We start from the raw sequence: 25635 nt of genomic DNA, 5'->3' as shown, positions 1-25635 counted from the left end.
TACGCCCAGCTCACGCAAATGAGACCGGCGGTGTTACCTCGATGCAGTGATCTTGCTCCGCATCAGGTTTATACGGATAACCGAAAATATTCGGCCTACTTGATCGGGAGCGCGTCCGGTGCGCGGCACGGTTGCCGCCGCCGTGCTTCCTTCGGCGTCATTCGCACGTGAGGTGACGCCTCGTCAGCCAAAGATCAACGACCAGGAGTCCCGCGTACGTGCTGCCGCAGGGGAGGGCTGCCATCGACGTCGAAAGGGGCCCCGGGTGGCAGTCGGCCCCCGCCATCCGCGATGGCCCGAAGGCGCCCTCGGCACCCGGGCGGAGGTGAATCCGGCCAAGTTCACCGCCGAGCCGGATGCCGGAGGGCGGGAGCCGGGAACCGGCCGGATCACGTCCCGAGCCCCGGGGTGTGACGCCCGCGGCACCACACTGCGCGTAAACCCGCGTCCCCCAGATGTTGACGCCCACAACTGCCGTGATGGCGGCTCGCTTTGAGGCGGCAACTCGGTCGTGGCTGAAGTCCCGGGGGAATGCGAATGCGGGGGGAGCGCAGGGAAAGCAAAGGGTTCTGGGGGAGTGGGGCGGCAGGGCGACGGCGGTGCCACCCCTGCGGCGCTTGACCGGCACAGGGCTGGCCGCGGAGGTCGAAACACGGGCGGTTCCGCGCGACGTGGCATCCGCGCGGAACCGGGACCGCAGAGAGATCAGCTCATGTGCTCGCGCACTTCCGCCCGAGCCGGATCCCTACTTGCTGTGCATGATCTGGATCAGGTTGCCGCAGGTGTCGTCCAGCACCGCGGTGGTGACCGGGCCCATCTCCAGCGGCTCCTGGGTGAAGTGCACCCCCAGCTCGCGCAGCCGGTTGAACTCCGCGGGTACGTCGTCCACGGCGAAGGAGGTGACCGGGATGCCGTCCTGGACGAGCGCCGTCTTGTACGGCTTCACCGCGGGATGACCGGAGGGCTCCAGCAGGAGTTCGGTCCCGTCGGGTTCCTCCGGCGAGACCACGGTCAGCCACCGGTCCTCGCCCAGCGGGACGTCGTGCTTCGTCACGAATCCCAGCACGTCCCTGTAAAAACGCAGGGCCTTTTCCTGGTCATCGACGAAGACGCTGGTCAGGTGAATCTTCATGGGCGCTCTCCCGTGCATCGGGCCTGAGCCACCGGCTCACGATGCGCTCAAGGGGTTCGGTGTTCAGATCGTGGAACTTGTAGCGGCCCTGGCGTCGTGAATGGACCAGACCCGCGGATTCCATTACGGCAAGATGCTGGCTGATCGCCTGGCGGGACAGTCCGAGACCGTGCTTGGTCACCAGCCGTGCGCATATCTCGAACAGGGTTTGGCCGTCCCGCTCCACCAGCTCATCAAGGATGCGCCGACGGGTGGGATCGGCCAGAGCCTTGAAAAGATCCTCCGTCACACCTCGCACCATAGGCAAGTAGGGACTTGCCTATCAAGTTCGCCGCGCCTCATCGGTGGCTGACCGGGCTCTCGTCATCGCGTGCTTTCCCGGCCGCCGTTGCCTTGTCGCCCTTTTCATTGCCCTTGATGAGGTCGGCCGCTTTCTCCGCGGCCATGATGGTGGGGGCGTTGGTGTTTCCGCGCGGCACGGTCGGGAATACCGAGGCGTCGACGACCCGCAGGCACGCCACGTCGTATACGCGCAGTTCGGGGTCGATCACGGCGCCGATGGCGCAGGTAGACGTCGGGTGGTAGAGCGTATGCCCGGATCGCTGTGCCCAGGCGAGCAGGTCCGCGTCGGAGTCCGAGGCCGGCACGTCGTAGGGCCCGGTGATGAGGTCGGCCACCGCCCGTTGCGCCGCGATGTCGAGGGCGATCCGGAGGCCGGCGATGATGCTGTCCCGGTCTTCGGACGTCGTCAGGTAGTTGTGGACGATCCGGGGTGCGGTGTCGGGGCGGGGGGAGCGCAGTGTGACCGTGCCGCGGCTGGTGGGGGTGAGTACGCAGGGGCCGAAGGCGAAGCCGTGTTCGGTGGCAGGGCCGAGTCCTTCCTGGTGGAAGAGGACGGGGGCGGCGTGGAATTGCAGGTCCGGGGCGTCCAGGCCGATGCGGCTGCGGAAGAAGCCGCCGGCCTCACCGATGTTGGAGGTCAGCGGACCGCGCCCTTCGCTCCGCAGCAGTGCGGCGTTCTCCGGGCTCGCGGCGCCGGCCAGCGACTCGGCGTCGGTGCGGAAGTTCAGCAGCGTCATGTAGTGGTCCTGCAGGCCCTGGCCGACGGGCAGGTCGCGTATGACGTCGATGCCGAAGGCGGACAGGGCGGCGGCCGGCCCGATCCCGGACAGCATCAGCAGCTTCGGGGACTCGTAGGCGCCCGCGGACAGGATCACCTCACGCTCGGCACGGACGACCTCGACGGTGCCGCCCCGCTCCACCTCCACACCCGTCGCCCGGCCGTCCTCGATCACGATGCGGTGTGCGCGGGCCGAGGGGAGCACGGTGAGGTTGGGGCGTTCGAGGGCGGGGTGCAGTAGGCGACGGCCGTGCTGCAGCGCATGCCGCCGCGCTGGGTGAGCTGGTAGCGGCCGACGCCGAACTGTGTCTCGCCGTTGAAGTCGTCGTTCGCCTCGTGCCCGGACTGCTCGGCGGCGTGCAGGAAGGCTGAGGCGAGCGGGTGCCGGGACCTGCCGTCACTGACCGTCAGCGGCCCGCCCACGCCGTGGAATTCATCCTCACCGCGCTGGTTGTCCTCGGCGTGCCGGAAGTACGGCAGCACGTCGGTGTAGGACCAGCCGGTGGCGCCGGCCGCGGCCCAGCTGTCGTAGTCGGCGCGGTTGCCGCGAATGTAGATCATGGCGTTCATGGAGCTGGTGCCGCCGAACATCTTGCCCCGGGGCAGATAGGTCCGCCGGCCGCCGATCCCGGGTTCAGGGTCGGAGTCGAAGTCCCAGTCGAGGCCGGTCTTGAACAACTGGGGGAAGGCGGCGGGTATGTGGATCTCCTGGGCGGTGTCGGGGCCGCCCGCCTCGATCACCGCCACCCGGACGCCGGGGTCCTCGGACAGTCGTGCCGCCAGCACGGAGCCCGCTGATCCGGCGCCGACGATGACGTAGTCGTAACTGCTCATTCCGTCTCCTTCATGCTCATGACGTCTTCTTCGGCTGAGGAGTGCGTGGTACGGACGAAGAGTGCGCAGATCACGGACGGATGGGTGGGTACGTGCCGCCCTTGACCGGTACATCCGGGGAGCCCGGCGCCGTCCCGTCGACGGGGGAGCGCGCCGCATCGGGCAGCGCGACACGGTCGTCGGTGCCGGCCTGCACCAGGATCGGGCACGCCAGGTGCCCTGGAAAGGAGGCGTTGCTACCCGCTACGCCCCGGTTCCGCCCGCTCCTTGGTGAAGTTTCGGAAATCGCGTGCGGCGGGGGTGGTGCGACGGGTGCGGTGCCAGGCGAGGCCGATGGTGCGGTGGGCTGAGGGGCCGGTCAGGGGTATGAGGGCGAGGCCGGCGGGTTCGGTGGTGTCGGGGTCGTGGGGGAGTACGGAGACGCCCAGGCCGGAGGCGACCAGGCCGCGGATGGTGGCGATTTCGGTGGCCTCCAAGGCGATCGTGGGGGCGATCCCAGCCCGGGAGAACAGCAGGTCGGTGGTCTGGCGGAGGCCGAATTCCGTTCTTATGCCGGTGAACTTCTCCGCTCCGAACGCGCTGTCCACGCTCCCGAAGATCACCTGTGGGAGTACCCCTTCTCCGTGGACGTGGTCGACTACGGCATGCCGTATAGGGGGCTTTTTGCTGCCCGTTGGCCTGCCCCGGAGATCCGATGGCAGTAGACGACGGCCACGAGCCCACCAACCACCCCCACGCCCCCGGACGTCACCCGCCCCGTGGAGTACTTCCGCCACGGCGTAGCGGCGGCGTTCCCAGCGGACGGCCAGATGGGCGTCTGACCAGTGAGGTTTTCTCAATCAGCCGGCTGCAACGGGCATCCGGTGCCGACGCGCACCTCAAGGTCGGTTCGCAGGGCGGCGAGCTCGGCCATGCGCGCGTCGATGACTTGGATCTTCTCCTTGAGCAGTACAGACAGTGCTTCTGCGGCATTCGGCGCGTCACGAAGTTTCTCGCCGTGCCGTGCGATCTCCGCCAGTGAGAATCCGAGCGATTGTGCGGTGCGGATGTAGTGCAGCCAGGTCACTGTCTCGGGCGGAAAGTCGCGATAGCCGTTGGTCAACCGTCGACCTGTGACGAGGCCGAGTTTCTCGTAGAACCGAATGGTGTCCTTCGAAATGCCCGCTTGTGCGGCCAGTTCTCCGATGCGCATGCCCCTCCGTCGGATCGTGGCTTGACCCTGGAGCGTACTCCACCGTTTAGCGTGAAGCACCGCTGTCCGGCACGGCACCACCGTGGTGCGCCCAGTCGTCCGGCGCCGCGGCTCACCTGGTGGACAAGGCGGCCCACCACGACATGAATTGACTAGCCGTCACCGATTCCGAACTGCATTCCTGGAGAGGGAACTCGATGCGCATCCATCACCTGAACTGCGGCACGATGCAGCCGGTCGGCGGCCGGCTCATCAACGGCAACCGGCTGCCGTTCCAGACCGCCCGGATGGTCTGCCACTGCCTGCTGATCGAGACCGACCAAGGGCTGGTGCTGGTGGACACCGGGGTCGGCCTGCACGACATCGCCAACCCCGGGCAATCTCTGGGCCGCGAATTCCTGTTCTTCACCCGGCCGCGTCTGGACCTCGCCGAGACAGCGGTGCGCCAGGTGACCAAGCTGGGATACGCGGCCGACGACGTCAGGCACATCGTCCTGACCCACCTCGACCTCGACCACGCCGGCGGGCTGCCCGACTTCCCCAAGGCCAAGGTTCACCTCCACGCGACCGAACACCAAGCCGCGATGAGGGCCGCCACACGGGCCGATCGTTCCCGATACCGAACCGGCCAATGGGCCCATGGGCCCGACTGGGTCACCTACAACCCCGCCGGCGGAGACCACTGGTTCGGCTTCGAGGCCGTACGACAACTCCAGGGAATTCCAGCCGACATCGCGCTGATACCGCTACCTGGGCACACCCGCGGCCACACCGGTGTGGCAGTGCGCCGCCAAGAGGAAACGGAAGGCGTAACCAGCCCCCATTGGCTGCTGCACGCAGGGGACGCCTACTTCTCCCATAGCGAGATCGATCCACTGGCTCCACACTCCACGCCAGGATTGGCCCTCTTCCAGACGCTGGTCCAAACCGACGGCCCAGCCCGCCACCGCAATCAGGCCCGGCTGCGCGAACTGGCCAAAGACCATGGCGATCAGATCGAAATCTTCTCCGCCCATGATCCGGTCGAACTCGACCGCTACCGGAAAAACGAGCCGCGGACCGTTGCGCAAGAACGCCAAGCGGGCCAGCCGTCCTGACCACCGCCGACCCCGGCTCCCCCTCCGCACCGATGCTGCGCACCCTCGCCGGACGGCGACGCGAGGAGCATCGGCGCAGCGGCTGTCGGTGAGCACGATCACGGTCGTGCGCCGGATGCCGTCGGCGGGCGCGGACCTGGGAGTTCACGGTTCTTGGGGAAGGGGAGGGCCCGGCCGGGGAGGGGCGGCGGGTTTCGGTCAGCCGCCGTGCGCGGTGAGTGTGTACCCCTCCGGTCCCTCGAAGGAGAACATCGGCCCGAAAGGGCTGTCCTTCATCGGCGTGATGATCTTGATGCCGGCGGCGACGAGCTGGTCGTGGAGCTGGTGAGCGTCCGGAGTCCGGAACCAGAGCACCACGCCGAGGCCCGGTCGTGCGACGTCGGCAAGGTTGATGCCCGGGAGGAGTGCGCGGACGGCGAACGGGGTCGGCGCGGTGTCGAACACGACCGCATGCGGGGGCGAGACCGCGGCTCGGCGCAGCCCCAGGTGCTGCTCGCAGAAGGCCGCCGCGGCTTCCACGTCGTGGACCTGAAGGGCGATGAAGTCGGGACCGTCGATGGCAACAGGCATGAGTTTCCCTCTCGATGTCAGTACTTTGACATAGGGGAGACTAGGCTGCCGGAATAAGCTATGTCAAAATACTGACATGGATGAGGCCGGCATGAACGAGGATGCGCCGACGGACCCGCTCCGTCCCGCGGACGACGTCACCCACCACGTGGGATATCTGCTCAAACGCGCCCAGGCGGCCCTGCGCGGCGCCATGGACAAGGCTCTGCGCGAGCACGGGCTGACCGTGCCGCAGTACGCCACTCTCGAACTACTCGCCCTGAGCCCCGGCATGTCGAACGCCGACCTCGCCCGCGCGACCTTCGTCACCCGGCAGTCCGGGAACGTCGTTCTGCGGGGCCTCCAGGAAGCGGGACTGATCACCCGCCCCGCCACCGCCGATCACGGCCGGGCCCGGCCCGCCCGCCTCACCGAAGAGGGCCACACGCGTCTCGCCGCGGTCCAGGCCGCCGTGTACGCCGTCGAGCAGCGCATGGTCGAGGCGATCCCGCCCCAGCGCGTCGCGGCGCTCCTCACCGACCTCGACCACATCGCGGCGGCTCTGGAGGGCTGACCCGCCGAGCTGGTGCGAAGACGCCCTACGACGACGGCCAGGTGCGCGCGTGCGCGGCCTCCGGCCAAGGTTTTCCCCTGGCCGTTCGTACGGTTGCGTAGGACGCAGGGAGACTGCCGGTCAGCGTTGTTCGGTCCGGTGACCGGGCTCCGGGCGAATCACTGCTACGCCGGAGTGCAGGTCCACGGAACTGCGCGGCGGTGCAGCGGACTTGGCATCGTCACGGAGGGCGAGCCGGCGTTCCTTCTCCTCCTGGACATGCTGTCGTGAGGGCTGGAAGAGCTCGTCCCACGCTCCGGACGTCGCGCCGCCCCCTCCGAACTTGCGCCGGCGCCGGCCCGCCCACACAAAGAGCAGCACCCAAAGGGCGGCGACCACGCCTGCGACCGTCAGCAACACCTAACTCCGCCTCCGAATACCGATCTTCCGGGAGCTCGACCCCGATGTCCTGGTCGCTGCTTGTTCGTTGCTCCCTCAGGGAATCGTAGAGGAGCTGACTTCGGACGGTCTGTGGGAGCGAGGCGCCGAGACGCCCGAAGGGTGGCGGCACCTTTGCCAGGACCTCTAGAGAGCCCGTCGCCCCGTGGCGGTGACCGCCGGACTGTCGCACGTCGCCCTCGCATGTCCGGCGCAGCAGCCAGAAAATCGGAATCCGTTCGTGCCGATGGCGGATAGCATGGTGCTCATGCTGGCCCTTCTGATGTCCGAGGCGACAGACCGCGCGCAGTCCGCGGTCCGCTTCGGCATGGCCAGGTTCTCCCGGGGCCGCCGGGCCATCGACCGTCGCCCGGCCGGCCTGGTGTGGATCTCCAGGCGTCGGCCCGTGATGGCCTCCGGCGCCTGACGCGCGCACCGTTTCCGCGGTTCCACGCGTCCGGGCTCGCGCTTCCATCACCTCTGCGTCCTTTGCACACCTTGTCTTGGTGGTTCATGCGGGCTGCCATGCCGATGGAACGAAGATCCATGCATTCCCTCACCACAGAGTTCCCCCTGTCCGAACACCATGCGGCTGACCGGCGCCGCCGCTGGCTTGGCGTCATCGTCATCTGTCTGGCGCAACTGCTCGTCATCCTGGACGCCTCGATCATGAACATCGCCCTGCCGTCCGTGCAGCGCGCCCTGCACATCTCCGAGCCGACCCGCCAGTGGGGTGTGACCAGCTACATGCTGGCCTTCGGCGCACTGTTGCTGCTGGGCGGCCGGATCGCGGACAACGCCGGACGCAGGCGGGCCTTCGTCCTGGGTCTGGCCGGCTTCGCCGCCTGCTCCACGGTGGGCGGGCTCGCCGTGAACGGCCTGATGTTCTTCGTCATGCGGGCGGGCCAGGGAGCTTTCGCGGCTCTGCTCGCTCCGGCCGCACTGTCCCTGCTGTCCACCACCTTCAGCGACCCGTCCGACCGGGCGAAGGCGTTCGGCATCTACGGAGCGGCCTTCGGAGCGGGCTCCGCGATGGGGCTGATCGCGGGCGGCGCCCTGACCGAATTCGCGTCCTGGCGCTGGTGCATGGTCATCGCGGCGCCGTTCGCGTGGTGCGCTGCGGTGGCCGCCAGGCGCGTACTGGAGGAGAGCCGTACCGACGGCACGCGCCGTTACGACCTGCCCGGCGCGCTGACCGCCGTGCTCGGCCTGGGTGTCCTGGTGTACGGGGTGTCGGCCGCTCAGCAACACGGCTGGAGCTCGGTGTGGACGTGGGGCAGCTTCACGGTGGCACCGGTACTGCTCGTGACGTTCGTACGGCTGCAGCGGCGTGGCAGTCACCCGTTGCTGCCGCTGCGGATCGTCACCGACCGACGGCGTGCCTCCGGGATGCTCGCGGTGGGGCTCGGCGGCCTGGCCATCACCGGCATCTTCCTGCTGCTGAGCTACTACCTCCAGCGCAATCTGGGCATGTCCGCCCTGGTCACGGGACTGGCCTTCCTGCCGTACTCGGCCGGGATGGCCGTCTCCGCCACCCTCGGCGGACGCCTGCTGCCCCGTACCGGGCCGCTGCCCCTGATGACCGGCGGGCTGGCGGTCTCCGCCCTGGGCGTGCTGCTGCTGGCGCGGGTGAACGGCGACGGCGACTACCTGACCGCCGTGCTGCCCGGTCTGCTGGTGCTCTGCACGGGCGTCGGGCCGATGTTCGCCGCGGCCTCGAACACCGCGCTGGACCGGGTGCCCGAGGGCGACAGCGGCACGGCAGGAGCGGTGTTCAACTCCGTCAACGAGATCGCCGGCGCCTTGGGGTCCGCGGTCCTGGCCACGCTGGTCACCGCCGCCGGAAGCGGCCCGGCGGCAGCCGTCCACGGCTACCGCACCGCGTTCGTATTCAGCGCCGTCGCGCTCTCCGCCGGAGCGGTCGTGGTCGGCCTCCTGCTGCGCGAGCGGCGCACCGCCTAGCCGGCCGACCCCGAGCCGGCGCGCACGTAGCCCTCCGCGCCGGCTCGGGTCCGGGCCGGTACGCACCGCACGAAAAGACCGGCCGGACTCACGCCTCCGTACGCCCGACCGGACCCCGACGCCGGTAGCGCCGCCCTCAGCGAGAAGGACCGGGCCGGCGACCTGCTGCTCGCGGAGCCTCGTTCCTCAGTCCGCGTCGTCGGCGGGCTGCTGGCCTTCGCCGGCCATGAACTTCCAGACCAGCCCGTGGCCCAGCACGACCAGCAGGATCAGCAGCACCGCCTCGGCCTGGATCGGCTTCAGGCCGACGACGTCGGCGAGTTCGGGCCTCGCGCCCACCAGCGCGATCAAGGCGTAGAACAGGGCCGCCACCGTCTGAGTCAGGGACACGAACACGGACGAGCCGTTCCGGCCGCTGCGCCCGATCAGGCGCAGCGTCGACACACAGCCGATCACGGCGAACGCCACGAAGCTGAACCGCCAGATCTCCGGGGTCTCGGTACCGCCGACCTGCGCGAACAGGCCCATGAGCGCAGGGAGCAGGAACGAGATGTAGATGCCACCGACGATGCGGCGCAGCGCCGGTTCGCGCAGCCACTCCTGGTGCCCCTGCACCACGTTCCACCAGAGGCCGACCAGCGTGAAGCAGGTGGCCGAGAAGAGTGCGTAGAACGTGCTGACATCCACCGGGCCTCCCACGTCAGGATTCGCACGGCGCGTCCCCGGGACCGCCTTGAACGGTCACGGTCCCGGGGACGTGGACCCGTGCGGAGCGGTGCGAGCGTCCCACGACAACGCCGCCGCCCTGATGGACCGACACTCGTCACGCACCCCAACGGACGCCGGGCCGGCCGCCGTGCCGAGGCGGTTGTGTCACCGGTGTGCGTCGCCCCGTGGGCGTTCCAGGGTGACGCTGTCCACCGGGGTCAGCTCGCCGTGGGGGCCGTCGAAGGTGTAGTACGTGACCCGCATCCGGGTCCGGCCCTCGCGTGCGTCTCCGGGGTCGACGTCGAACGCGGCGAAGCCGTGGGTGTGTTCGCGGTCCTGGAACGCACGCCAGGGCGCGTCCTCGATGAACCACAAGGGCTTGCGGTGGCGGCCCTCCTGCTCCTTCGTCAGGTCCACGACCACCCGGCCCTTCGCCTCCCGGAACAGGTCGTCCTGCGTGGTGGCGAAGTTGCCGCCGCCTCCGATGGCCAGGTGCATCGTGCCCGGCCCGTGTCGGCCACATCGGTGCGGGTCTGCTTCGGCACGGGCGTGCGGGCGTCATTGGGCAGGGTGCCGCGTACGGGCAGGGACCGCTCGTAGTAGTGCTCGTGGCCGCCGAGTACCAGGTCGACACCGTAGGCGTCGAAGAGCGGGCCCCAGGCGCTGCGCACCCCGAGGTCACTGCCGGAACCGCTCCGGCTGCTGGAGATCATCGGATGGTGCATGCAGACCACGATCCAGTCGATCTCCCGGTTGTGCCGGGCGGCCTTCAACTCGCTTGCCAGCCAACGGTGTTGGGCGCCTGCGGAGTAGCCGCGCACGTAGGTGTCGCCGGTGTCCTGGATCGCCACGTCGTCATTGGCGAGCGAGAGGAAGCGGACCGCGCCCACGGTGAACGCGTAACAGAGCCCGCGGGTCTCCCCGGACGCAGGCCGGTGAGCCGGGCGTGGTGGACGTACACCTCCTCCTTCGACAGCGCGTCGCGGTAGGTCACGGTGTCCGCGTCGACGGCCGATCCCGCGCCGCCGTCGGGTGAGCCGAACCGGACCTGCGGTCTGCGGACGGACTGCGGGCTGATCCAGGACACCGTCATCTCCGTGGCGGGATCCGCACCGAACTGGAGATGCACCCCGCTCACCGCCGGTGTGCCGAGCCGGTGCGGCTGCCGCTGGAGGAGGGACGTGGGTGTGCGCTCGTCCGGGCCGGTTCCGTCGGCGGGCTCCGTCGTCCTGGCGGGCTCGGCCGTCGCCGGGACCGGAGCCGCGGCGCCCGCCACGACGTCGGCGGCCACCGCTGAACCCCGGAGTACGGACCTGCGTGCGAGCGTCGTGCGTGCCTCCTGCATGAAGGTCTCTTTCGAGGCGGGGAGCGGGGCGTGGGCAACCGTAGGCGCCCCGGTGCGCGGAATCGCGAACTCCGGCTGATCCGGAGGGAGTTGGCATATCGCCCTCAGGCCGGAAGCACCCTGCTTCGACGGCGAGGACTTCCTCCTCCCGAGGGTGCGGCGCATCGAACGAGTAGGCTCCTGGTCCGCGCCGGCGCCGCCCAACGCCCCGTCGCCGTATAGGTGATAGGTCACCGCTCCGTCTCGTCGGCCGTCTACTGTACGGACACGCCGTGCTGCTCATCGCAGCCACCTGAGGAGGAATGCCATGTCATCGCCCTGCGACCCCCAGCACGCTCCCGTCGGCGATGTGGACGCAGCGCTCATGGTGATCGACTCCCGGCTCAAAAGCATCCACGACGGCACGGCCGGGACCGACCCCGAACAACAGGCGATGATCGACCAGTTCGCCGCGTCGCTGGGCCCCGAGGGAGCCAATGACGTGCTGGACGGCGCGTGCACGCTCATCTTCATGTTCATGACGTGGCTGCGGCAGGCTCATGAGGCCCAGGACAAGGACGTCATCGAGTACGTGGTGCCCAACCTCGTGGCCACGATGCGCATGATGCCCAGGAGCATCCGGCCCGAGGCGGTTCCCACCATGGCCGGCCTCGTCATCGCCGCGGGCACCGGCCTGAGCCCCAACCTGTGGCGCAAGCAGTACGGAGGCTGGACCAAGGAGGAGATGAATCCCCTGGAAGCCACCGCCTTCCTGCTCGCCGAGCACATCAACCGCATCACCGACGACCCGGACTTCGCCACCCGCCTGATCACCGAAGCGCTGTCCAGCGCGGACGAAGACTGACGTACCGGCCGGCGGGACCATCAACCTCACCCGCCCCGCCCCCCCCGCGTCAGTCCCCCTCACCAGCAGCCCTTGAACGTGGGGTGTCTCTGCCGGCGCCTGGCGGCCGGCCGGTGACGCGTTTGAAGGCGCGGCTGAAAGCGGCCTGAGAGGTGTAGCCGAGGCGTTGCGCCACGGACTGGATCGGCAATGTGTCCTGGGCCAGCCACTGGCCGGCGAGGAGCATCCGCAGCTCCGTCGCGTAACGGAGGGGCGGCACGCCGATCGTGGTCTGGAACCGGTCTGCGAAGACGGACCGGGAGACATTGCATTCCGCTGCCAGCTCCGCCACGGTCCAGTGATGCCCGGGGTGCCTGTGCAGAGCCAAGATGGCGCAGGCCAGGCGGGGGTCGCGCAACGCGGCCACGAGGCCAGAGGTGTTGTCACATCCGCATTCGATCCAGCCCCGCACGATCATGGCCGCCGCCACTTCGGCCAGACGGGCAAGGATGCCGGCGAAGCCCACGCGTGCGGAGCAGACTTCGCGCTTCATGGACGTGAGGATCGGCAGGAGCCCGGGGTAACGCTTCCCCCCGGCGTCGACCAGCATGACATCGGGCATCAGCCGGCTGAGGCCCTGCATCCCGCCGAGGTCGAACTCCATGAAGCCGTTGAAGAAAATCGCGCTGGGAGTCGGGTCGGCGCTCGGGCAGGTATCCACGTCACACACCGCGTTGCTGAGGGGAGCCGCGTCGAAGCTGTCTATGCCCCGGACCGGTATGTCAGGACCGGAGAGCAGCTGATGGGACTCGCCGTGGGGCATGAAGACGGCGTTGCCGGCCGACAGCTCGTGGACAGTTCCGTCCTCGGTGCGCAGGACGGCGGAGCCGACGGCGAGGAAGTGGAAATAGGCACGTCCGGGCTTGGCATCGAAATGGAGGCCGAATCGCGGGCCGACATGGACGCGACGGTACTGAACACCGCGCAGTCGCATGCTGGTCAGCAGTTCGCTGATGAGGTCGGACGACAGGGCGAACTGCCCTGCGGTACCCCCGTCCGGAGTCTCGGTCAAATATTGCAGACGTTCTGTCATAGCTCGTCCTGAAGTTCGCGTGCAGGCTTGACTCGAACCTTTCATGCGATTCAGGAGAAGTGAACAGTTGAGCAGCGACGTGCGTGACACCGTGCCCGATGCCACCCCTGGCGAAGCGGCCGATGTGCAACTGGTCCCGCCCGAACCGGTCTCCTCGTCCTGGGCGGCGGTGTTCTCGCTGGCGGTGGGTGTGTTCGGGTTGCTGACGGCGGAGTACCTGCCGGCCAGCTTGTTGACCCCGATGGCCGCCGACCTGGGGATATCGGAAGCTGTGGCGGGGCAGGCGGTGACTGTCACAGCGGTGGCGGCGATGCTTTCCGGGGTATTGACGGCGAGCCTGACCCGGAGGATCGACCGAAGGGTCGTGTTGCTCGGCTTCACCGTCCTGTTGATCGTGTCCAACCTGCTGGTGGCCGTAGCAGCCAACATGGTGGTGCTGTTGCTGATGCGGATCCTGCTGGGGGTCGCACTCGGTGGCTTCTGGAGCATGGCGGCGGCGGTGGCGATGCGTCTGGTGCCCGCGGCTTTGGTTCCGCGGGCAATATCGATCATCTTCAGTGGCATCGCGGTGGCGACCATCGTGGCGGTGCCGCTGGGCAGTTACCTCGGCGAGCTGTCCGGTTGGCGCAGCACCTTCCTGGCGGCAGCCGCACTCGGGGTGGTGACGCTGGTGTTCCAGCTGTTCGCGCTGCCCCGGATGGCGCCCCATGGCACGGCACGGCTGGGCACGTTGTGGGAGGTGCTGCGACGCCCGGGATTCGGGGTGGGAATTGCAGGGATGCTGCTGGTTCACATTGGGCACTACGCGTTGTTCACCTATATCCGGCCTGCTCTGGAAAACGTGGTGAAAGTCGACGTCGATGAGTTGGCGCTGCTGTTGTTCGTCTTCGGAGTGGCGAACTTCGTGGGCACGCTGGTGGCCGGATGGCTTTTGGAGATCAGCCTGCGCCTGACGTTGGCACTGATGCCGGCGCTGATGGGCGTAGCGGCACTGGGATTGGCGCTCCTTCCCGCCGGGCAGGTCGGGTACGTATTTCTGGTGGTTCTCTGGGGCCTGGCCTTTGGCGGCGTGTCGGTGGCATGGTCGAACTGGGCGACGCGCATGGTGCCTGACCAGGCAGAAAGTGCGGGCGGGCTCGTGGTGGTCGGCGTGCAGTCCGCTATTGCCGGCGGGGCTGCTGCGGGCGGCGTGATATTCGGTATCGGCGGCGTCATCACCGTATTCACTGTCTCCGGCGTCGTGTTGCTCGCCTCCGCGTTGCTGATCGTGCTGCGGGTCAAAGCGCCCCGACACCGCGCAAGGAACTGATACACCGATCGGACCTGACCGCGCTTTGCCGCACCCGGTCCCGGAACAGCCGCCGAAACGGTGGCCGTTCCGGGACCGGACAGGTCCTGCGGCACGTGAGGAACAGGCGCTTGATCTCGTTGCACGAGAGCGGGATCAGACCGTCGCCGAAGTGGTGAGGCAGGGTGGCCGAGCGCCGGCAGCACCGATAGCGTCAGCGCATGGATCAGGATGAACGGCTGCTGCACGCCTCGTCGTTCGGCGCGGAGGCGGTCGCATACGCCGAGCACCGTCCCAACTACGCGCAGGCCGCGGTGGGCTGGGCGCTCGAGCCCGCGCCCGGCCCGCGCGTACTCGACCTCGGCGCCGGAACCGGCAAACTGACCGCCACGCTGGTCGCACTGGGTGCCGAAGTCATCGCGGTCGAGCCCGACCCGGCGATGCTGACCGAACTGCGCCGCTCGCTGCCGGCCGTCCGTGCCCTGCCGGGCAGTGCCGAGGCGATCCCGCTGCCGGACGCGTCCGTCGACGCCGTGCTGGCAGGCAACGCCATGCATTGGTTCGACATGGCCGTCGCGGGATCCGAGATCGCCAGGGTCCTCGCACCCGGCGGCACCCTGGCCGGCCTGTGGAACGTCATGGACGACGGGGTCGAGTGGGTTGCCGGGCTCGCGCGGGTCAGCGGAAGCGCGGCCATCGGCCCGCGTGACACGCCCGCCAGCTGGCGCGTCGAGACGGCAGACATGCACCTTCCCAAGACCGGCGTGGCCGCCCGGTTCGGCTCGCCGGAGCAGGCCGAGTTCCCGCACGGACAGCGCCGCACCGCCGACTCCCTCGTCGCGACCCTTGCGACGCGCGCGGGGGTGCTGGTCATGCCGGAACAGGAACAACAGGCCACGCTGAGCCGGATCCGCGCATTCCTCGCGAGTGCACCGGAGACCGCCCAGGGCGAGTTCACCCTCCCGATGCTGACCGGCGTGCTGCGCGTCCGACGGCTGTGAAGCATCACGTCCATCACGCCGGAACAGCTGGTCAGGGGCGGGATATCGGTGGGAGGTATCGGGGGAGTGGAATTGCCTCTCGCCCTACGGATCAGATCTGCTCCACGAAGGGGGCCTGACGGGTAACTTGCCTTTTCTGACGGGTAGTTGGCCTGGCCGGGCGCCCTGTTCAGCTATTCAGCTATTCAGCGGCGAAGAGGTGGCGGATTCTGCGGAAGCTCCGCCGCACCAACCATATCCCCGCGTCGGTGAAGGCCGCCCTCATCTTTCACCACCCTCAACGTGGGTTGGAACGGCTCAGCGGCTGTTGAAGTGCCTACGACGGGGGCGGCGCACCGTCAACGTGACTCGTGGGACAACAAATTGCCCAGAGGGCCGAGGTCCAGGTTGAGGTCCTCGCGGCGCAGCCCGTGTTGCTCACAGAGTTCCGTCATGCGTTCGTCGAGGAGCATCAGTGTGGTGCCGACCCGCTCTTCCTGCTCTTCTGTCAGTTCCCCGCTGTCGAAGCGGCGGATTGCCTGACGTTCCATCAGTTGCCGGAGCAGTTCCACGACGGTAAGGACCAGCGACGCAAGGTCGCGGCCTGCGCTGTGCGCGTCGATGTCCATGCGGGTGTCGCTCACAGGGGCCCTCCGTCGGCCCACGGTGCGGGCACACGCTCGCTGACCGATGCCAGCAGGGCATGCAGGGAGAGGCGGATCAGTGGAACGTCTGCGATGGCGATCACCAGGTCTCCGCTGATGACGACGCCCGTACCGAGCACCCGGTCGAGCAGGTCGACCAACGGGACGCCGATGGGTGCGGTGGCTTCCGGGCCCTGCCAGGGCACGGGGTTATTGATGCCCGGCAAGTTCTCCTCCTTCTGTGAACGAGTAGGGAGCCCAGGGCCCGGAGACCTCGATCTCGATGTTGTCGAAACCGGGGGAGCCGCGGAGTTGCCGGATTGTGGTCGCCAACTCGTCGCCGCCCTCCTCTGCGATCAGGTAGGCCGCGTTCATGACCTGGGTGCGGTCCCTGCCGGTCGCCTCGGGGCCGTGCAGGCGGTGCCGGACTGAGCCGGCGGCCATCTCCCGGATCGCCCTGTCGACCCGCTCGGCTGCGGCCAGTGCGTTCTCCCGGTCCAGCTCGCGCGAGTGCTGACGGTGGCGCAGACGGCTCAGGTAGTCCCGGCCGGAAACTCGCGGGGATCCCGGCTGTGACGTCTCGGGTGGCGCGGACGTGGCGGGCCGGGTCGTCGTGCCGGACTGCACGACGTAGACCTTGACTCCCCATTCGACCCGTCCCGCGACGCGGGCCAACGCCGCGCGAAAGCGTTCCAGGTTCGCGGCGAGGGCGGCAGCGGCCCGCTCGTCGGCGAGATAGAGCGTGGCCAGCGGGAGTGGCACCGTGGGGCTGCCCGCGGCGGCAGCGGTAACGACATCGTGGTGGGCTCGTGCGCAGCGTTCGAGTTCGGCGGCATCGGTGAGCCGCTGGCGAAGGGCCGTCTCGGAGAAGGTGGCCGCCGGTACGTTCTGGACCACGGCCCACAGCGGCCCGACGGACAGGAGACGCAGCGGCCCGCCCCCGGTGTGCCCGCAGGCGGCGGCGAACGGCCCGGGACGGTCCGGACCGCAGACAGCGAAGACGTACGTGACCGAGGAGCCGGCGTTGCCGGTTGAACGGACCGGGCGATGCTGGGTCACACTCATGGGTGGCGCAGTTCCCTTCCGCTGTGGGCTTCCGGGGCGTCATCGCCCTCCAGGGCCTCGATCCGCTCGCGCAGCCGCTGATTCTCTTCAGACAGTGCGTTGTGCGCGGCGCGCGACGAAAGGGCGGGATCGGTCTCCCACCAGTCGATGCCGGCTTTCTTTGCCGTTTCGACGGACGAGATGAACAGCCGTAGGCGAATCGTCAGCAGTTCGATGTCCAGCAGGTCGATCTTGATGTCGCCCGCGATCACAATTCCTTTGTCCAGCACACGTTCCAGGATTTCGGCCAGGTTGGTCGTGGAGGGGGTCGGCGTACCCCGCGTGTCCAATTCCGTCACGCCGTTCCTCCAGCCGTCGGCTTCGCCTCCGCGGACCCGGAGAGCCCATAGGGGGCACCGAGGGGTCTCAGCGGCTTCCTTTCAAGAAGGTCCAGCAGCCGCTCTTCCTCGCGTTCGAATTGCGGCAGGTCGATTTCTCCTCTGTCCAGTGCGAGGTTCAGCGCAGCGAGCTGCGCGCGAATCACGCCTGGGTCGTACAGTTCTGCCTCCGCCGCGTCGATGAGCCGGTCGGCGATCCAGACGACGCCGCGCACCGGAGCCAGTGGAAGGAGCAGCACACCGGAGAGCAGGCCCATGTCAGACCTTGGCCAGGGTGGGTTCCGGACCTACGAAGCTGTAACAGGGCAGGGGCCCGGTCAGCCGCAGTTCCAGCCGGTCCAGGTGGTCCGCGGCGAATTTCTCGGCGATGGCACGGAAATGCGCCTCGTTGCGGCGGCGGACAAGGAACGACGCATTGAGCACACAGCCTTCTACCTCTGGTCCGGGGCGCATTTCGTCGGCGGCCTTAGCGAATTCGGCCGGCAGCCGGGCCGCGGTCACTGCGGCCCGGCGCCGTAGACCGGCCGCCACGGCTTCACCGAGCCGGACATTGGCTTCGTAGCCGGGGTTACGGCGAGTTTCCTCGCGGACCCTGCGGACCACCGGATCCTCGCGGATCAGTGCCGCCAGGTTGTCCTGCACCGGCATGATCTTCACGTTCATCTCGACCCGGGCGTCGAGTCGCTCCAGAACTCCGGTGTGCTCGCTCTGGCGCGCTGCGACGTCGCGCAGCACCGTAGCTTCGTCCGGTGCGACCATGCCGAAGCGCATGGGCAGTACCGGTCCGGATTCCGCCAGCGCCAGGAGCACCCCTTGGTGAGCCATGAGGTCGCGGCGCCGTGCCCTGAGGCCGGGGTGCGTCGCGCTCACCACGACCGCCAGTTCACCGGCCGGCAGCAACCGGATCTCGGCGGGCGGCTCTCCGACACCCTTGACTGCCGGGGGAAGCGGGTGGGAACTTCCCACAACGCCGTACACATAGATGCCCGATGCAGCAGTCATCGGTCAGCGCTCCTCTTTGCGGCTGCGCGTGCGACCGCCGGCGGTGCTCCGCGCACGTGACTTGGTCTTACGCGGCTGTTCTTCCGGCTGTTCCTCTTCCTGCGATTCGTCCTCGTCATCGCCCATGCCGACGGCCTTTTTCACCTTGTCGCCCACGGAATGTGCTGCCTTCTTCGCCCCGGCCTTACCCACGCTCTTGGCCATGCTGCCGCCGAAAAGCTCGGGTACCGTTCTGCTGCTTGAGTCATATTCCAGATCGAGCCGGTTGCAGGCTTCGGCAAACCGAAGGTAGGTGTCGACGCTGGCGACGACGATCCGTGCATCGATCTTGAGGATTTCGATGCCGACCAGCGATACGCGCACAAAGATGTCGATGACCATGCCGCGGTCGAGGATGAGTTCCAGAACGTCGTAGAGACTGCCGGCGCGCGGGACGCGGACAACCTCCTCACTGTATGTACTCACGGCGTGGCCGTCCCTCCGGATCTACTCTGGCGTCGGGCGCTCATGTGTCAGCCTGGCCGCGTCGGTAGCGACGGACCCTGCGGTATTGCAGCAGTGAGCCGCCTTCGTCGAGGTCCACTTCGTAAATGGCCAGCAGGCTGGTGGTGTCGGGAATGCGCGGGAGTTCCAGCACTTCCACGTCGACATGCCAGCCGTCGTCGTTCCGTGTAACTGCGCAAGCGCCTTCAGTCCTGTGGATGATCAGCTTGTTCAGGCTCTGGCATGCGCGTTCGGCTGCTTCCTCCGCTCCCTTTATGTGCTGTCCGCCCACCGAGGAGTGGGCGGATCGCGAGGTCCGGGCCGGTCGGGCGCGCTGCTCTGACATGTGCGTAAGTCTGTTGGCCGGCCAGCTGTCACGCATGCGGTGATGGACCGAACGGTTGGTGACAGTCACCGTGGGTGGTTATCGGAAACCACGCGAATGGCGGATTGCCGAAGGCCGGAGGACATTGGAGGAGAGACGCACCGCGATGCGGGTCAGTTGAAGCATCCCGGTGCCCCTCGCAGACAGACTCTTCTTCACGGCGGAGGCTCGCCGATGGCCAGCAACGACAACGCCGACGGCAGTGGTCCGGGCACGAGCAGCGGTGGCTTCGGGACACGGGGCACGACCACCATCGCCGATACGGTCGTCGCAACTCTCGCGGGCATCGCGGTACGCGAGACCGATGGAATTCACGCAGTGGGTGGCAGCGGCTCCAGGGCCTTGGGATCCGTCCGGGAAAAGGTGTCGAAGTCGCCCGCACCCAGCAGGGGGATCAAAGTCGAAGTCGGCGAAACTCAGGCCGCGATCGACCACCTGCCCGGCTCGGACGACGACAACAACGACGAGGAATCCGGCGGCCGGAGCGACCGAGGCAGATAGATAAGACCGGAACTGCTACCGCTCACGCCATGCCCGCTCACGTGCGACAACGAGAACACGACTCGTTTCCATGAGGACGCGGGCATGGTGCCTTGCCAGGAGAACGCCAAGTAGCTTGAAAACGCATGCACTTCAGATGCTCCTTGCCGCCTCGCGGAAGTCCGGGGTGGGGCGGGCCGGCAAGGATGCGCAGGGGCGGCATTCGGGGGACAGTGGGGTGGTGGGGGCATCGCGGCCTCGCCCCGCGCCCTCCCGAACAGGAGGTGTGCCGAGGCTAACGCGGTGAAGGAGGCACGTGCCCGCTTCGCCGGGGTGTGCTTGGACCGCTTCTCTCCATCTCTTAGAGGCACTCATGGAAAACGGTACGAAGGTCTCTCTCGCCGCCGCTGTAGTGGCCGGCTATGTCCTTGGCCGGACCAAGAAGGGGAAGCTTGCTATCGGCCTCGCATCCCTGGTGGCGGGCCAGCAACTGCCGCTGAGTCCACAGGAATTCGTGAGTCTGGGCGCCCGAAAACTGGCGGAGAACCCACAGATAGCACCACTCATAGAGCAAGCGCGGGGCGAAGTGCTGGAGGCCGGGCGCACAGCTCTGTCAGCTACCGCGAACCGTCGCCTCGAGGCTGTTGCCGAGGCACTCCAGCAGCGCACCAATGCACTGCTGGAACCTCCAGCCGAAGAGGACGAGGACGAAGAACGCGACGAAGCGGAGGACGTCGAAGAGGAGGGCGAGGAAGAGGAGGGCGAGGAAGAGCCCGACACAGAGGAAGAGGAAGAGGACGAAGGCGAAGAAGAAGACGAAGAGGAGGGAGAAGAGGAACCTCCTCGTCGTCCGAAGAAGCGACCGGCCGGAGAGGCGAAGAAGACTCCCGCGAAGAAGAAACCGGCTGAAAAGACTGCAGCCAAGAAGGCGGCGGCAAAGAAGCCCGCCAAGAAGGCAGCGGCCAAGAAGCCGCCCTCAAAGAAGGCCGCTGCGAAGAAGTCTTCGAACCGCAACAGCCGTAGGAGGTAGCTCTCATGGCCAAGCAGGAGTCCAATCCCACGGACAAGAGCCCGTCCGGCCTGGACAAGGTCAAGGAGCAGTTTTCCGCCTACCTTGGAGCCCAGGGACAGCGGCTGGTGAAGTCGGCCACCGGAAAGCTCACCGACATCGCGGAGGGACTCGGGGACACAGCTGGAGACGGCGGCGGAGGCGGTCTTCTCGATGTCGGGAAGCGGGTACTCGGCGGCGAGAACCCGGTCAAGGCATTCGTGGGCGAGAAGGCCGGCGCGATGAAGGACAAGGCCGTGGATACGGTCAAGAGCGCCTTCGGCGGCGGCAGCGGGAAATCCGGAAGCACCAAGGTGACCAATATCGTCGAGGTCATCGACATCGGTATGCCCTTACGCACGGTGTACGACCGGTGGACCGAGATCGAGGAGTTCAGCTCCTTCACCAAGGGCGTCACCAGTGTCTCCCAGTCGGATGAGATCGAGAGCGACTGGAAGCTCAAGGTCGCCTTCTCCCACCGCAGTTGGAAAGCAACCGTTCAGGAGCAAGTGCCCGATGACCGCATCGTTTGGACGTCCGAGGGTGCCAAAGGGACGACGCACGGCGCCATCAGCTTCCACGAACTGGCGCCGAGCCTGACGCGCATCGTCGCTGTCGTCGAGTACACCGCCTCCGGGTTCTTCGAGAAAACCGGCAACGTCTGGCGTGCGCAGGGGCGTCGACTGCGGCTGGATCTCAAGCACTTCCAGCGATACGTCACTCTTACCGATGACGACGAAGTCGAAGGCTGGCGCGGCGAGATCCGTGACGGAGAAGTCGTCCGCACTCACGAAGAGGGCCTCGAAGACGACGAGGACGAATCCGGTGGCGAAGAGGGGGACGAAGAGGACGAAGAGCTGCAAGGCGAAGAAGACGAGTACGAAGGCGAGGACGAGGACGAGGACGAGGACGAGCCTGAAGAGGATGAGGAGCTTGAGGACGAAGAGGAGGAGTGAGGCCGAAAGCCCGGCTCCTTCCAGCTGATTCTTTCGTAGTCAGGGGCTCAGGATGCACCCGAAGCGCGAGGAAATCGCCTCCGTTGAACGGCGCATCACGGTATTTGGCTCGGTGGTGTGCGTTGTCTGGTCGGCTGTACCCGTGGAGATCAGCGGCGAGGCAGGCTCGACTGGCTGACGAGCAGTCCACGCCCAATGCCAAGGGACCGGCCAAGACTCAGATGCCACCGAGGTTTGGCCGCAAGCCTTGGCCTGATGTCGGCTCCAAGACCACAGCGCCCGAGGAAGGTGACGCCCATGTCCGTGCCAGAAGTCAAGCCCAAGGACGTTGGCACCCTGGCGATCGAGTACCGCGACGGTCAGCCTGTGCTCGTCGTCAGAGGCGGGAAGGCCATTCTCGCTCAGCTCGCGGTAGTGGATGCCTCAGCGAACCGCATTGCGGTATACGTCGCGAACTCTGCATCCCAGACAGAGGCAGACGCCCTTGAACTCTTTGATTACGGGTTCCCGGAGAACGGTGTTCAATTCTACCGGGCGTCAGAAGTCAAGCCTGAGGAAATCGGCTCGTTGACGCTTGAGTACCAGGACAGTCAGCCCGTGATCGTTGTCAGCGGCGGGAGAGTCATTCCGGCGGAACTCCAAGCTGTTTCCGCTTCAGGAACAACCGTTGCTGGCTACACGGCCACACAGTCCCGCAACTCCTACCGAAATTCCCATACCGGTGACAACTACATCGTGCTCAACACGTACAAGCCTCAGCCCGATGCGGACAAGTTCTGATCTGCGTCGGCTTGAAGCCTGACACGCGGCTTCAACGCGCTGCTCACCAACACCGTCATCTTGGGGTGCGGCCGGTGCCACGGGCGACGTGGCGTGGTCCGCTCTCCGTGGAAGCGGTGGCGGGTGATCGGCAGGGCGGCGATGGCCTCGTCGCTGATGCGGATGCCGGTGGGGTACTCATCGCCGTCGAGGTCGGCGTGCACCGTCAGACCGGTGCGGCTAGTCGTCGCGGCGATGGTCCGCAGCAGGACTTCTTGGCCTGGCCGGGGAAGCCGTGTGTTGACCTTGACGGGCTGGTGGGCGGGCCGCCACTCGTGTCCGGCGTTCTTGTAGTCGCCGACCAGCTCCTTCTTCTTGGCGTTCACGCTGACCACCGGGTCGTGTCGGCGGAGACCCGGTGGCCCTGCCGGGTCAGTGGGACGGACGGTGTCCTCGGGATATCGGCTGACGAGGGTGGGCGGGGGTCGCCGTCACCCGCACCGTGGCTCCCGGCGGTGCCGTCGGGAGCAGCAGCCGGGCTGTGCCGGGACCGCTGTCCACCACTGCCGCTGGGCCTGCCCCGGTGATGGAGAGGTGTGCCCCGTCGGGGAAGGCGGGGGAGGGGAGGGAGAGCAGTGTCCAGGCGTGCCGTGTGGTGCGGTTGGCGGTCAGAGTCAGGGTGTAGGTCCGGGTGGCCGGAGTGTAGGACTCGGTGCGTGGGGTGCCCGCTACTGCTGGTGCGTACGGGGCGAAGGCGGGCTGCTTTCCGGGGGCGGGGTTGCCGTGGGGGTCGTAGGCGCAGTACCCGCCGCCATCAGGGGCACGGCAGTCGTACCACAGGGCCCAGCCTGCGGCGAAGCGGTCCATGGAGGCTACTTGGCGCTGCATCAGGTCCGCGTTTCCGGGTGTGGTGGCCTGCGGCGGGCCCCATTCGCCGACCAGCACCGGCAGTCGGTGGGCGGTGGGGTAGGCGTCGATGGCGGCTTCGTAGTCGTCGATGAAGTGGCTCGCGGGGTTCCAGTCGGCACCTGATTCGACGGCGGTGTCGTAGTAGTGCGGGGCGTAGCCGAGGCGGTCCGCGCCGGGCCGGGGGTCGTCGAAACCGGGCAGACTGGTGGGGACGCCCTGGCCGACCAGGACGGTGGGTTCGAGGAAGAGCCACGCGTCGGGGTCGGCGGAGCGTACGGCGTCGATCAGCCGCCGGTACATGGCCGCCAACCGGCCACGTTCCAGGGCGGCGGAGGCGTTGATCTGGTCGTCGGGGTCGGTCGGGTCGCCGGGAACCGGCCCGAAGGGCTCGTTGAACAGGTCGTAGCCCAGCAGGGAGCGATGTCCGCGCAGGGCGGTCGCGACCTTGGCGTAGACGGTGGTCTGCGCGGTGCGGAGGTCGTGGTCGTCGTACAGGTGGGTGAAGGCGGCCTGTACGGCGGGCTGGAAGTAGTCCGTGAACCAGTCGCCGGGGTGCGGCTCGAAGGGGAGTCCGTCGGTGCGGGTGGCCCAGGCGGGGATGCCGTTGTAGCCGAATGCCGGGCCGAAGACGTCCTGATGCCAGTCGATCAGGATCAGCACCCGGTGGCGGTCGGCCCAGCCCAGGATCCGGTCGAGGTAGGACAGGTAGCCGGTGTCGTAGCGGCCACGGTGCGGTTCGACCTTCTGCCACTGGATGTTGAGCCTCAGGAGGCCGAAGCCGTCGCCCGCCAGCTGGGCGATGTGTTCCTCGGTCACGGTGTCGGTCTTGCCGAGGTTGAGCCCGCGCAGCCGCAGGACACGGCCGTGCCGGTCGGTGAGGTGCGTACGGCCGTCGGGCGAGGTGACGGTGCCGGAGGGGACGGGCCGGTCGGCGGCCCGGCCGTGCGGGGCGGCCGGCGGTTCGGACCGGGCGACCGCCCCCGCGGTCGCTTCAGGCCCCACCGCGGGGGCGGCTCCGAGCAGAGCCAGGCCGAGGACCAGGATCACGGCGGCGTTGCGCAGGCGCATAACGGCCTCCCGATAGCAGGAAGTTGACTGAGAGTCAGTCAGCGGCTGCTATGTACCCGCTGGGCGTCCTCGCTACCATCGGCGGCGGTGCGGCGTCAGGGGGCGTAGATCTGGGCGTAGAGGCCCTGGATCTCGTCGGCGGTGGGCACGGCGGGGTTGTTGGCGGGGGAACCGGATGCGAGGGCCTGCTCGGCCATGAGGGGCGTCAGGCGGGTCCAGGTGTCCTGGTCGATGCCGTAGTCGCGGGGCGTGGGCACGTCCAGATCGCGGCAGAGTGTGTGCAGGGCATCGACGAGTTTTCCGGCGGCCCTGACGTCGCTGTCCGCGTCGGTCGCGGCGCCCAGGGCGCGGGCGCACTCGGCGTACCGGCTGGGCGCCGCGTGCACGGAGAAAGCGGTCACCGCGGGGAACAGCATGGCGTTCGACAGGCCATGGGCGACGTGGAAGTGCGCGCCGATCGGGCGGCTCATGCCGTGGACGAGTGCCACGCTGGAGTTCGAGAAGGCGATGCCGGCCTGGGTGGCGGCGAGCATCATGGCCTCGCGGGCCGGCACGTCCGCTCCGTTCGCGTAGGCGCGGCGCAGATGGCGGCCGATGGTCGCGATTGCGGTGAGGGCGAGGCTGTCGGAGAAGGGGTTGGCCTTCCGGCTCACATACGCCTCGACCGCGTGGGTGAGGGCGTCGATGCCGGTGTCGGCGGTCAGCCGGGGCGGCATCGACATGGTCAGTTCGACGTCGATGACGGCGGCGAGCGGCAGGAACGCCGGGCCCAGGCAGAGCATCTTCTCGTCGGTGGCGCTGTCGGTGATGATGGTGAACTGGGTCGCTTCCGAGCCGCTGCCCGCGGTGGTGGGCACCGCGATCACGGGGAGCGCGGGGCCGAGATTGACGCGCGGTGCCTTGTGGTCGCGCATGGCGCCGCCCTGCACGCCGAGCAGGGCGAGGGCCTTGGCGGTGTCCACCGGACTGCCACCGCCGAACCCGATCACCGCGTCCGCCTCATGGTCGTGCAACGCCTCCAGGCCCGCGGCCAGGGAGTCGGTCGTCGGGTCGGGCACCGTGTCGGAGAACAGGCGCGGCTGCAGCCCGGCGTCCTTCAGCGTCACCGTCAGGCGCTCGGCCGCGCCCGTCCCGACCAGGAACGCGTCCGTCACGATGAGCGGGCGGCGCAGCCCCAGTCCGGTGATGACCTCGCCCAACTCGTCGGCGGCTCCGCGGCCGACGCGCATGATCCGTGGCAGGGACAGGCTGGCAGTCATGGAGAACCTCTCGATGGGGAGGGGAGTGCGCTGCTCTGCGCTGTTCGACTGTGACGCCCCGGACCGTGTGCGTTCAATCGCCAATG

The 25635-nt window shown here is 68.0% G+C and carries 32 protein-coding genes and 4 pseudogenes; 11 read left to right on the top strand and 25 right to left on the bottom strand.

Features of this window, described 5'->3' with window-relative positions:
• Positions 1–745: 745 nt before the first annotated feature.
• The 6 genes and pseudogenes from ACGFNI_RS05925 to ACGFNI_RS05900 form a co-directional block, all read right to left on the bottom strand.
• Complete coding sequence (locus tag ACGFNI_RS05925) at positions 746–1132, bottom strand: VOC family protein (RefSeq protein ID WP_393680969.1); 387 nt, start codon at positions 1130–1132, stop codon at positions 746–748.
• Entirely contained in the window at positions 1098–1421 is a 324-nt protein-coding gene (locus ACGFNI_RS05920; protein WP_393680967.1) for an ArsR/SmtB family transcription factor, read from the bottom strand. Before ACGFNI_RS05920 ends, ACGFNI_RS05925 begins: the two co-directional genes overlap by 35 nt.
• 49 nt (positions 1422–1470) lie before the next feature.
• Positions 1471–2523: pseudogene (locus ACGFNI_RS05915) on the bottom strand (GMC family oxidoreductase); the annotation flags it as partial.
• Positions 2424–3086 (bottom strand): GMC family oxidoreductase, encoded by a 663-nt coding sequence (locus ACGFNI_RS05910; protein ID WP_393680965.1) that lies wholly within the window; start codon positions 3084–3086, stop codon positions 2424–2426. The gene ACGFNI_RS05910 and the pseudogene ACGFNI_RS05915, both read right to left, overlap by 100 nt.
• A gap of 236 nt (positions 3087–3322) precedes the next feature.
• The gene (locus ACGFNI_RS05905; RefSeq protein WP_393680963.1) at positions 3323–3673 is read right to left on the bottom strand and encodes a LysR substrate-binding domain-containing protein; all 351 of its coding nucleotides are present in this window, start codon (positions 3671–3673) and stop codon (positions 3323–3325) included.
• A gap of 248 nt (positions 3674–3921) precedes the next feature.
• Positions 3922–4278, bottom strand: a complete 357-nt coding sequence (locus ACGFNI_RS05900) for a MerR family transcriptional regulator (RefSeq protein WP_393680961.1) — start codon at positions 4276–4278, stop codon at positions 3922–3924.
• A 197-nt stretch (positions 4279–4475) separates the two neighbouring features.
• On the opposite strand from ACGFNI_RS05900, the gene ACGFNI_RS05895 reads away from it, so the two are divergent.
• Entirely contained in the window at positions 4476–5375 is a 900-nt protein-coding gene (locus ACGFNI_RS05895) for an MBL fold metallo-hydrolase (protein ID WP_393680960.1), read from the top strand.
• Between the two features lie 198 nt (positions 5376–5573).
• Here ACGFNI_RS05895 and ACGFNI_RS05890 read toward each other — a convergent pair whose 3' ends face one another.
• Positions 5574–5945, bottom strand: coding sequence for a VOC family protein (locus ACGFNI_RS05890; RefSeq protein ID WP_393680958.1), 372 nt, complete (start codon positions 5943–5945; stop codon positions 5574–5576).
• 91 nt (positions 5946–6036) lie between these two features.
• Between ACGFNI_RS05890 and ACGFNI_RS05885 the strand changes: the two genes are divergently transcribed.
• Entirely contained in the window at positions 6037–6498 is a 462-nt protein-coding gene (locus ACGFNI_RS05885; RefSeq protein ID WP_393681458.1) for a MarR family winged helix-turn-helix transcriptional regulator, read from the top strand.
• A 120-nt stretch (positions 6499–6618) separates the two neighbouring features.
• On the opposite strand, the gene ACGFNI_RS05880 is transcribed toward ACGFNI_RS05885, so the two are convergent.
• Complete coding sequence (locus ACGFNI_RS05880) at positions 6619–6897, bottom strand: DUF6191 domain-containing protein (protein ID WP_393680957.1); 279 nt, start codon at positions 6895–6897, stop codon at positions 6619–6621.
• A 286-nt stretch (positions 6898–7183) separates the two neighbouring features.
• On the opposite strand from ACGFNI_RS05880, the gene ACGFNI_RS05875 reads away from it, so the two are divergent.
• Positions 7184–7342, top strand: coding sequence for a hypothetical protein (locus ACGFNI_RS05875; RefSeq protein ID WP_393680956.1), 159 nt, complete (start codon positions 7184–7186; stop codon positions 7340–7342).
• Positions 7343–7461: 119 nt separating this feature from the next.
• Complete coding sequence (locus ACGFNI_RS05870) at positions 7462–8877, top strand: MFS transporter (protein ID WP_393680954.1); 1416 nt, start codon at positions 7462–7464, stop codon at positions 8875–8877.
• 186 nt (positions 8878–9063) lie between these two features.
• Here ACGFNI_RS05870 and ACGFNI_RS05865 read toward each other — a convergent pair whose 3' ends face one another.
• The 4 genes and pseudogenes from ACGFNI_RS05865 to ACGFNI_RS05850 all read right to left on the bottom strand — a co-directional run.
• Complete coding sequence (locus ACGFNI_RS05865; RefSeq protein WP_393680952.1) at positions 9064–9564, bottom strand: hypothetical protein; 501 nt, start codon at positions 9562–9564, stop codon at positions 9064–9066.
• A gap of 186 nt (positions 9565–9750) precedes the next feature.
• The gene (locus ACGFNI_RS05860) at positions 9751–10002 is read right to left on the bottom strand and encodes a hypothetical protein (protein WP_393680951.1); all 252 of its coding nucleotides are present in this window, start codon (positions 10000–10002) and stop codon (positions 9751–9753) included.
• Positions 9993–10475, bottom strand: coding sequence for a metallophosphoesterase (locus ACGFNI_RS05855; RefSeq protein WP_393680949.1), 483 nt, complete (start codon positions 10473–10475; stop codon positions 9993–9995). Before ACGFNI_RS05855 ends, ACGFNI_RS05860 begins: the two co-directional genes overlap by 10 nt.
• A gap of 89 nt (positions 10476–10564) precedes the next feature.
• Positions 10565–10678, bottom strand: a pseudogene (locus ACGFNI_RS05850) (fibronectin type III domain-containing protein); the annotation flags it as partial.
• A gap of 559 nt (positions 10679–11237) precedes the next feature.
• On the opposite strand from ACGFNI_RS05850, the gene ACGFNI_RS05845 reads away from it, so the two are divergent.
• Positions 11238–11774 carry a hypothetical protein gene (locus ACGFNI_RS05845; protein WP_393680947.1) on the top strand — a complete coding sequence of 179 codons (537 nt, stop codon included), beginning with the start codon at positions 11238–11240 and terminating at the stop codon, positions 11772–11774.
• Between the two features lie 49 nt (positions 11775–11823).
• Here the strand turns inward: ACGFNI_RS05845 and ACGFNI_RS05840 are convergent, their stop codons facing one another.
• Positions 11824–12846: an AraC family transcriptional regulator gene (locus ACGFNI_RS05840; RefSeq protein ID WP_393680945.1), complete on the bottom strand. Its 1023-nt coding sequence runs from the start codon at positions 12844–12846 to the stop codon at positions 11824–11826.
• 67 nt (positions 12847–12913) lie between these two features.
• Between ACGFNI_RS05840 and ACGFNI_RS05835 the strand changes: the two genes are divergently transcribed.
• Positions 12914–14155: an MFS transporter gene (locus ACGFNI_RS05835; RefSeq protein ID WP_393680943.1), complete on the top strand. Its 1242-nt coding sequence runs from the start codon at positions 12914–12916 to the stop codon at positions 14153–14155.
• A gap of 200 nt (positions 14156–14355) precedes the next feature.
• Positions 14356–15135 carry a class I SAM-dependent methyltransferase gene (locus ACGFNI_RS05830; RefSeq protein ID WP_393680941.1) on the top strand — a complete coding sequence of 260 codons (780 nt, stop codon included), beginning with the start codon at positions 14356–14358 and terminating at the stop codon, positions 15133–15135.
• Between the two features lie 338 nt (positions 15136–15473).
• Here the strand turns inward: ACGFNI_RS05830 and ACGFNI_RS05825 are convergent, their stop codons facing one another.
• The 8 genes from ACGFNI_RS05825 to ACGFNI_RS05790 are packed head-to-tail and all read right to left on the bottom strand — an operon-like array spanning position 15474 to position 19031.
• The gene (locus ACGFNI_RS05825; RefSeq protein ID WP_393681456.1) at positions 15474–15743 is read right to left on the bottom strand and encodes a gas vesicle protein K; all 270 of its coding nucleotides are present in this window, start codon (positions 15741–15743) and stop codon (positions 15474–15476) included.
• Between the two features lie 11 nt (positions 15744–15754).
• Entirely contained in the window at positions 15755–15964 is a 210-nt protein-coding gene (locus tag ACGFNI_RS05820; protein WP_393681455.1) for a gas vesicle protein, read from the bottom strand.
• 4 nt (positions 15965–15968) lie between these two features.
• Positions 15969–16823, bottom strand: coding sequence for a GvpL/GvpF family gas vesicle protein (locus tag ACGFNI_RS05815; protein ID WP_393680939.1), 855 nt, complete (start codon positions 16821–16823; stop codon positions 15969–15971).
• Positions 16820–17161: a gas vesicle protein gene (locus ACGFNI_RS05810; RefSeq protein WP_393680937.1), complete on the bottom strand. Its 342-nt coding sequence runs from the start codon at positions 17159–17161 to the stop codon at positions 16820–16822. Before ACGFNI_RS05810 ends, ACGFNI_RS05815 begins: the two co-directional genes overlap by 4 nt.
• Complete coding sequence (locus ACGFNI_RS05805; protein ID WP_393680935.1) at positions 17158–17457, bottom strand: gas vesicle protein GvpG; 300 nt, start codon at positions 17455–17457, stop codon at positions 17158–17160. Before ACGFNI_RS05805 ends, ACGFNI_RS05810 begins: the two co-directional genes overlap by 4 nt.
• A 1-nt stretch (position 17458) precedes the next feature.
• On the bottom strand, positions 17459–18202 hold the full coding sequence (locus tag ACGFNI_RS05800) for a GvpL/GvpF family gas vesicle protein (RefSeq protein ID WP_393680933.1): 744 nt from the start codon (positions 18200–18202) through the stop codon (positions 17459–17461).
• A gap of 3 nt (positions 18203–18205) precedes the next feature.
• Positions 18206–18667 carry a gas vesicle protein GvpJ gene (gvpJ, locus tag ACGFNI_RS05795; protein WP_393680931.1) on the bottom strand — a complete coding sequence of 154 codons (462 nt, stop codon included), beginning with the start codon at positions 18665–18667 and terminating at the stop codon, positions 18206–18208.
• A 40-nt stretch (positions 18668–18707) separates the two neighbouring features.
• Positions 18708–19031, bottom strand: a complete 324-nt coding sequence (locus ACGFNI_RS05790; protein ID WP_393680930.1) for a gas vesicle protein — start codon at positions 19029–19031, stop codon at positions 18708–18710.
• 213 nt (positions 19032–19244) lie between these two features.
• Here ACGFNI_RS05790 and ACGFNI_RS05785 point away from each other — a divergent pair, with 213 nt between their 5' ends.
• The 4 genes from ACGFNI_RS05785 (at position 19245) to ACGFNI_RS05770 (ending at position 22334) form a co-directional block, all read left to right on the top strand.
• Positions 19245–19571 carry an Asp23/Gls24 family envelope stress response protein gene (locus ACGFNI_RS05785; RefSeq protein WP_393680928.1) on the top strand — a complete coding sequence of 109 codons (327 nt, stop codon included), beginning with the start codon at positions 19245–19247 and terminating at the stop codon, positions 19569–19571.
• Between the two features lie 352 nt (positions 19572–19923).
• Complete coding sequence (locus tag ACGFNI_RS05780) at positions 19924–20580, top strand: hypothetical protein (protein ID WP_393680926.1); 657 nt, start codon at positions 19924–19926, stop codon at positions 20578–20580.
• A 5-nt stretch (positions 20581–20585) separates the two neighbouring features.
• Positions 20586–21554: an SRPBCC family protein gene (locus ACGFNI_RS05775; protein WP_393680924.1), complete on the top strand. Its 969-nt coding sequence runs from the start codon at positions 20586–20588 to the stop codon at positions 21552–21554.
• Positions 21555–21851: 297 nt separating this feature from the next.
• Positions 21852–22334: a hypothetical protein gene (locus tag ACGFNI_RS05770; RefSeq protein WP_393680922.1), complete on the top strand. Its 483-nt coding sequence runs from the start codon at positions 21852–21854 to the stop codon at positions 22332–22334.
• On the opposite strand, the pseudogene ACGFNI_RS05765 reads toward ACGFNI_RS05770, so the two are convergent.
• The 4 genes and pseudogenes from ACGFNI_RS05765 to ACGFNI_RS05750 form a co-directional block, all read right to left on the bottom strand.
• A pseudogene (locus ACGFNI_RS05765) lies at positions 22310–22579 on the bottom strand (hypothetical protein); the annotation flags it as partial. The gene ACGFNI_RS05770 and the pseudogene ACGFNI_RS05765 sit on opposite strands and share 25 nt — an antisense overlap.
• A 36-nt stretch (positions 22580–22615) precedes the next feature.
• Positions 22616–22720: pseudogene (locus ACGFNI_RS05760) on the bottom strand (hypothetical protein); the annotation flags it as partial.
• Positions 22721–22745: 25 nt separating this feature from the next.
• On the bottom strand, positions 22746–24290 hold the full coding sequence (locus ACGFNI_RS05755) for a cellulase family glycosylhydrolase (protein ID WP_393680920.1): 1545 nt from the start codon (positions 24288–24290) through the stop codon (positions 22746–22748).
• Positions 24291–24385: 95 nt separating this feature from the next.
• Positions 24386–25549, bottom strand: coding sequence for an iron-containing alcohol dehydrogenase (locus tag ACGFNI_RS05750; RefSeq protein WP_393680918.1), 1164 nt, complete (start codon positions 25547–25549; stop codon positions 24386–24388).
• Positions 25550–25635: the final 86 nt, after the last annotated feature.

It is taken from the genome of Streptomyces sp. NPDC048644 (genome assembly GCF_043199105.1).
Classification (GTDB): domain Bacteria; phylum Actinomycetota; class Actinomycetes; order Streptomycetales; family Streptomycetaceae; genus Streptomyces.
Note: the sequence above shows the minus strand (reverse complement) of the source record. Positions and strands in the feature narration are given on the sequence as shown.

Bases quoted from the DNA above. Each gene is read 5' to 3' on its own strand.
- ACGFNI_RS05925 (WP_393680969.1), bottom strand. From the start codon at position 1,132: ATGAAGATTCACCTGACCAGCGTCTTCGTCGATGACCAGGAAAAGGCC.
- ACGFNI_RS05910 (WP_393680965.1), bottom strand. From the start codon at position 3,086: ATGAGCAGTTACGACTACGTCATCGTCGGCGCCGGATCAGCGGGCTCC.
- ACGFNI_RS05900 (WP_393680961.1), bottom strand. From the start codon at position 4,278: ATGCGCATCGGAGAACTGGCCGCACAAGCGGGCATTTCGAAGGACACC.
- ACGFNI_RS05895 (WP_393680960.1), top strand. From the start codon at position 4,476: ATGCGCATCCATCACCTGAACTGCGGCACGATGCAGCCGGTCGGCGGC.
- ACGFNI_RS05890 (WP_393680958.1), bottom strand. From the start codon at position 5,945: ATGCCTGTTGCCATCGACGGTCCCGACTTCATCGCCCTTCAGGTCCAC.
- ACGFNI_RS05885 (WP_393681458.1), top strand. From the start codon at position 6,037: ATGAACGAGGATGCGCCGACGGACCCGCTCCGTCCCGCGGACGACGTC.
- ACGFNI_RS05875 (WP_393680956.1), top strand. From the start codon at position 7,184: ATGCTGGCCCTTCTGATGTCCGAGGCGACAGACCGCGCGCAGTCCGCG.
- ACGFNI_RS05870 (WP_393680954.1), top strand. From the start codon at position 7,462: ATGCATTCCCTCACCACAGAGTTCCCCCTGTCCGAACACCATGCGGCT.
- ACGFNI_RS05845 (WP_393680947.1), top strand. From the start codon at position 11,238: ATGTCATCGCCCTGCGACCCCCAGCACGCTCCCGTCGGCGATGTGGAC.
- ACGFNI_RS05840 (WP_393680945.1), bottom strand. From the start codon at position 12,846: ATGACAGAACGTCTGCAATATTTGACCGAGACTCCGGACGGGGGTACC.
- ACGFNI_RS05830 (WP_393680941.1), top strand. From the start codon at position 14,356: ATGGATCAGGATGAACGGCTGCTGCACGCCTCGTCGTTCGGCGCGGAG.
- ACGFNI_RS05825 (WP_393681456.1), bottom strand. From the start codon at position 15,743: ATGGACATCGACGCGCACAGCGCAGGCCGCGACCTTGCGTCGCTGGTC.
- ACGFNI_RS05815 (WP_393680939.1), bottom strand. From the start codon at position 16,823: ATGAGTGTGACCCAGCATCGCCCGGTCCGTTCAACCGGCAACGCCGGC.
- ACGFNI_RS05805 (WP_393680935.1), bottom strand. From the start codon at position 17,457: ATGGGCCTGCTCTCCGGTGTGCTGCTCCTTCCACTGGCTCCGGTGCGC.
- ACGFNI_RS05800 (WP_393680933.1), bottom strand. From the start codon at position 18,202: ATGACTGCTGCATCGGGCATCTATGTGTACGGCGTTGTGGGAAGTTCC.
- ACGFNI_RS05790 (WP_393680930.1), bottom strand. From the start codon at position 19,031: ATGTCAGAGCAGCGCGCCCGACCGGCCCGGACCTCGCGATCCGCCCAC.
- ACGFNI_RS05785 (WP_393680928.1), top strand. From the start codon at position 19,245: ATGGCCAGCAACGACAACGCCGACGGCAGTGGTCCGGGCACGAGCAGC.
- ACGFNI_RS05780 (WP_393680926.1), top strand. From the start codon at position 19,924: ATGGAAAACGGTACGAAGGTCTCTCTCGCCGCCGCTGTAGTGGCCGGC.
- ACGFNI_RS05775 (WP_393680924.1), top strand. From the start codon at position 20,586: ATGGCCAAGCAGGAGTCCAATCCCACGGACAAGAGCCCGTCCGGCCTG.
- ACGFNI_RS05770 (WP_393680922.1), top strand. From the start codon at position 21,852: ATGTCCGTGCCAGAAGTCAAGCCCAAGGACGTTGGCACCCTGGCGATC.
- ACGFNI_RS05755 (WP_393680920.1), bottom strand. From the start codon at position 24,290: ATGCGCCTGCGCAACGCCGCCGTGATCCTGGTCCTCGGCCTGGCTCTG.
- ACGFNI_RS05750 (WP_393680918.1), bottom strand. From the start codon at position 25,549: ATGACTGCCAGCCTGTCCCTGCCACGGATCATGCGCGTCGGCCGCGGA.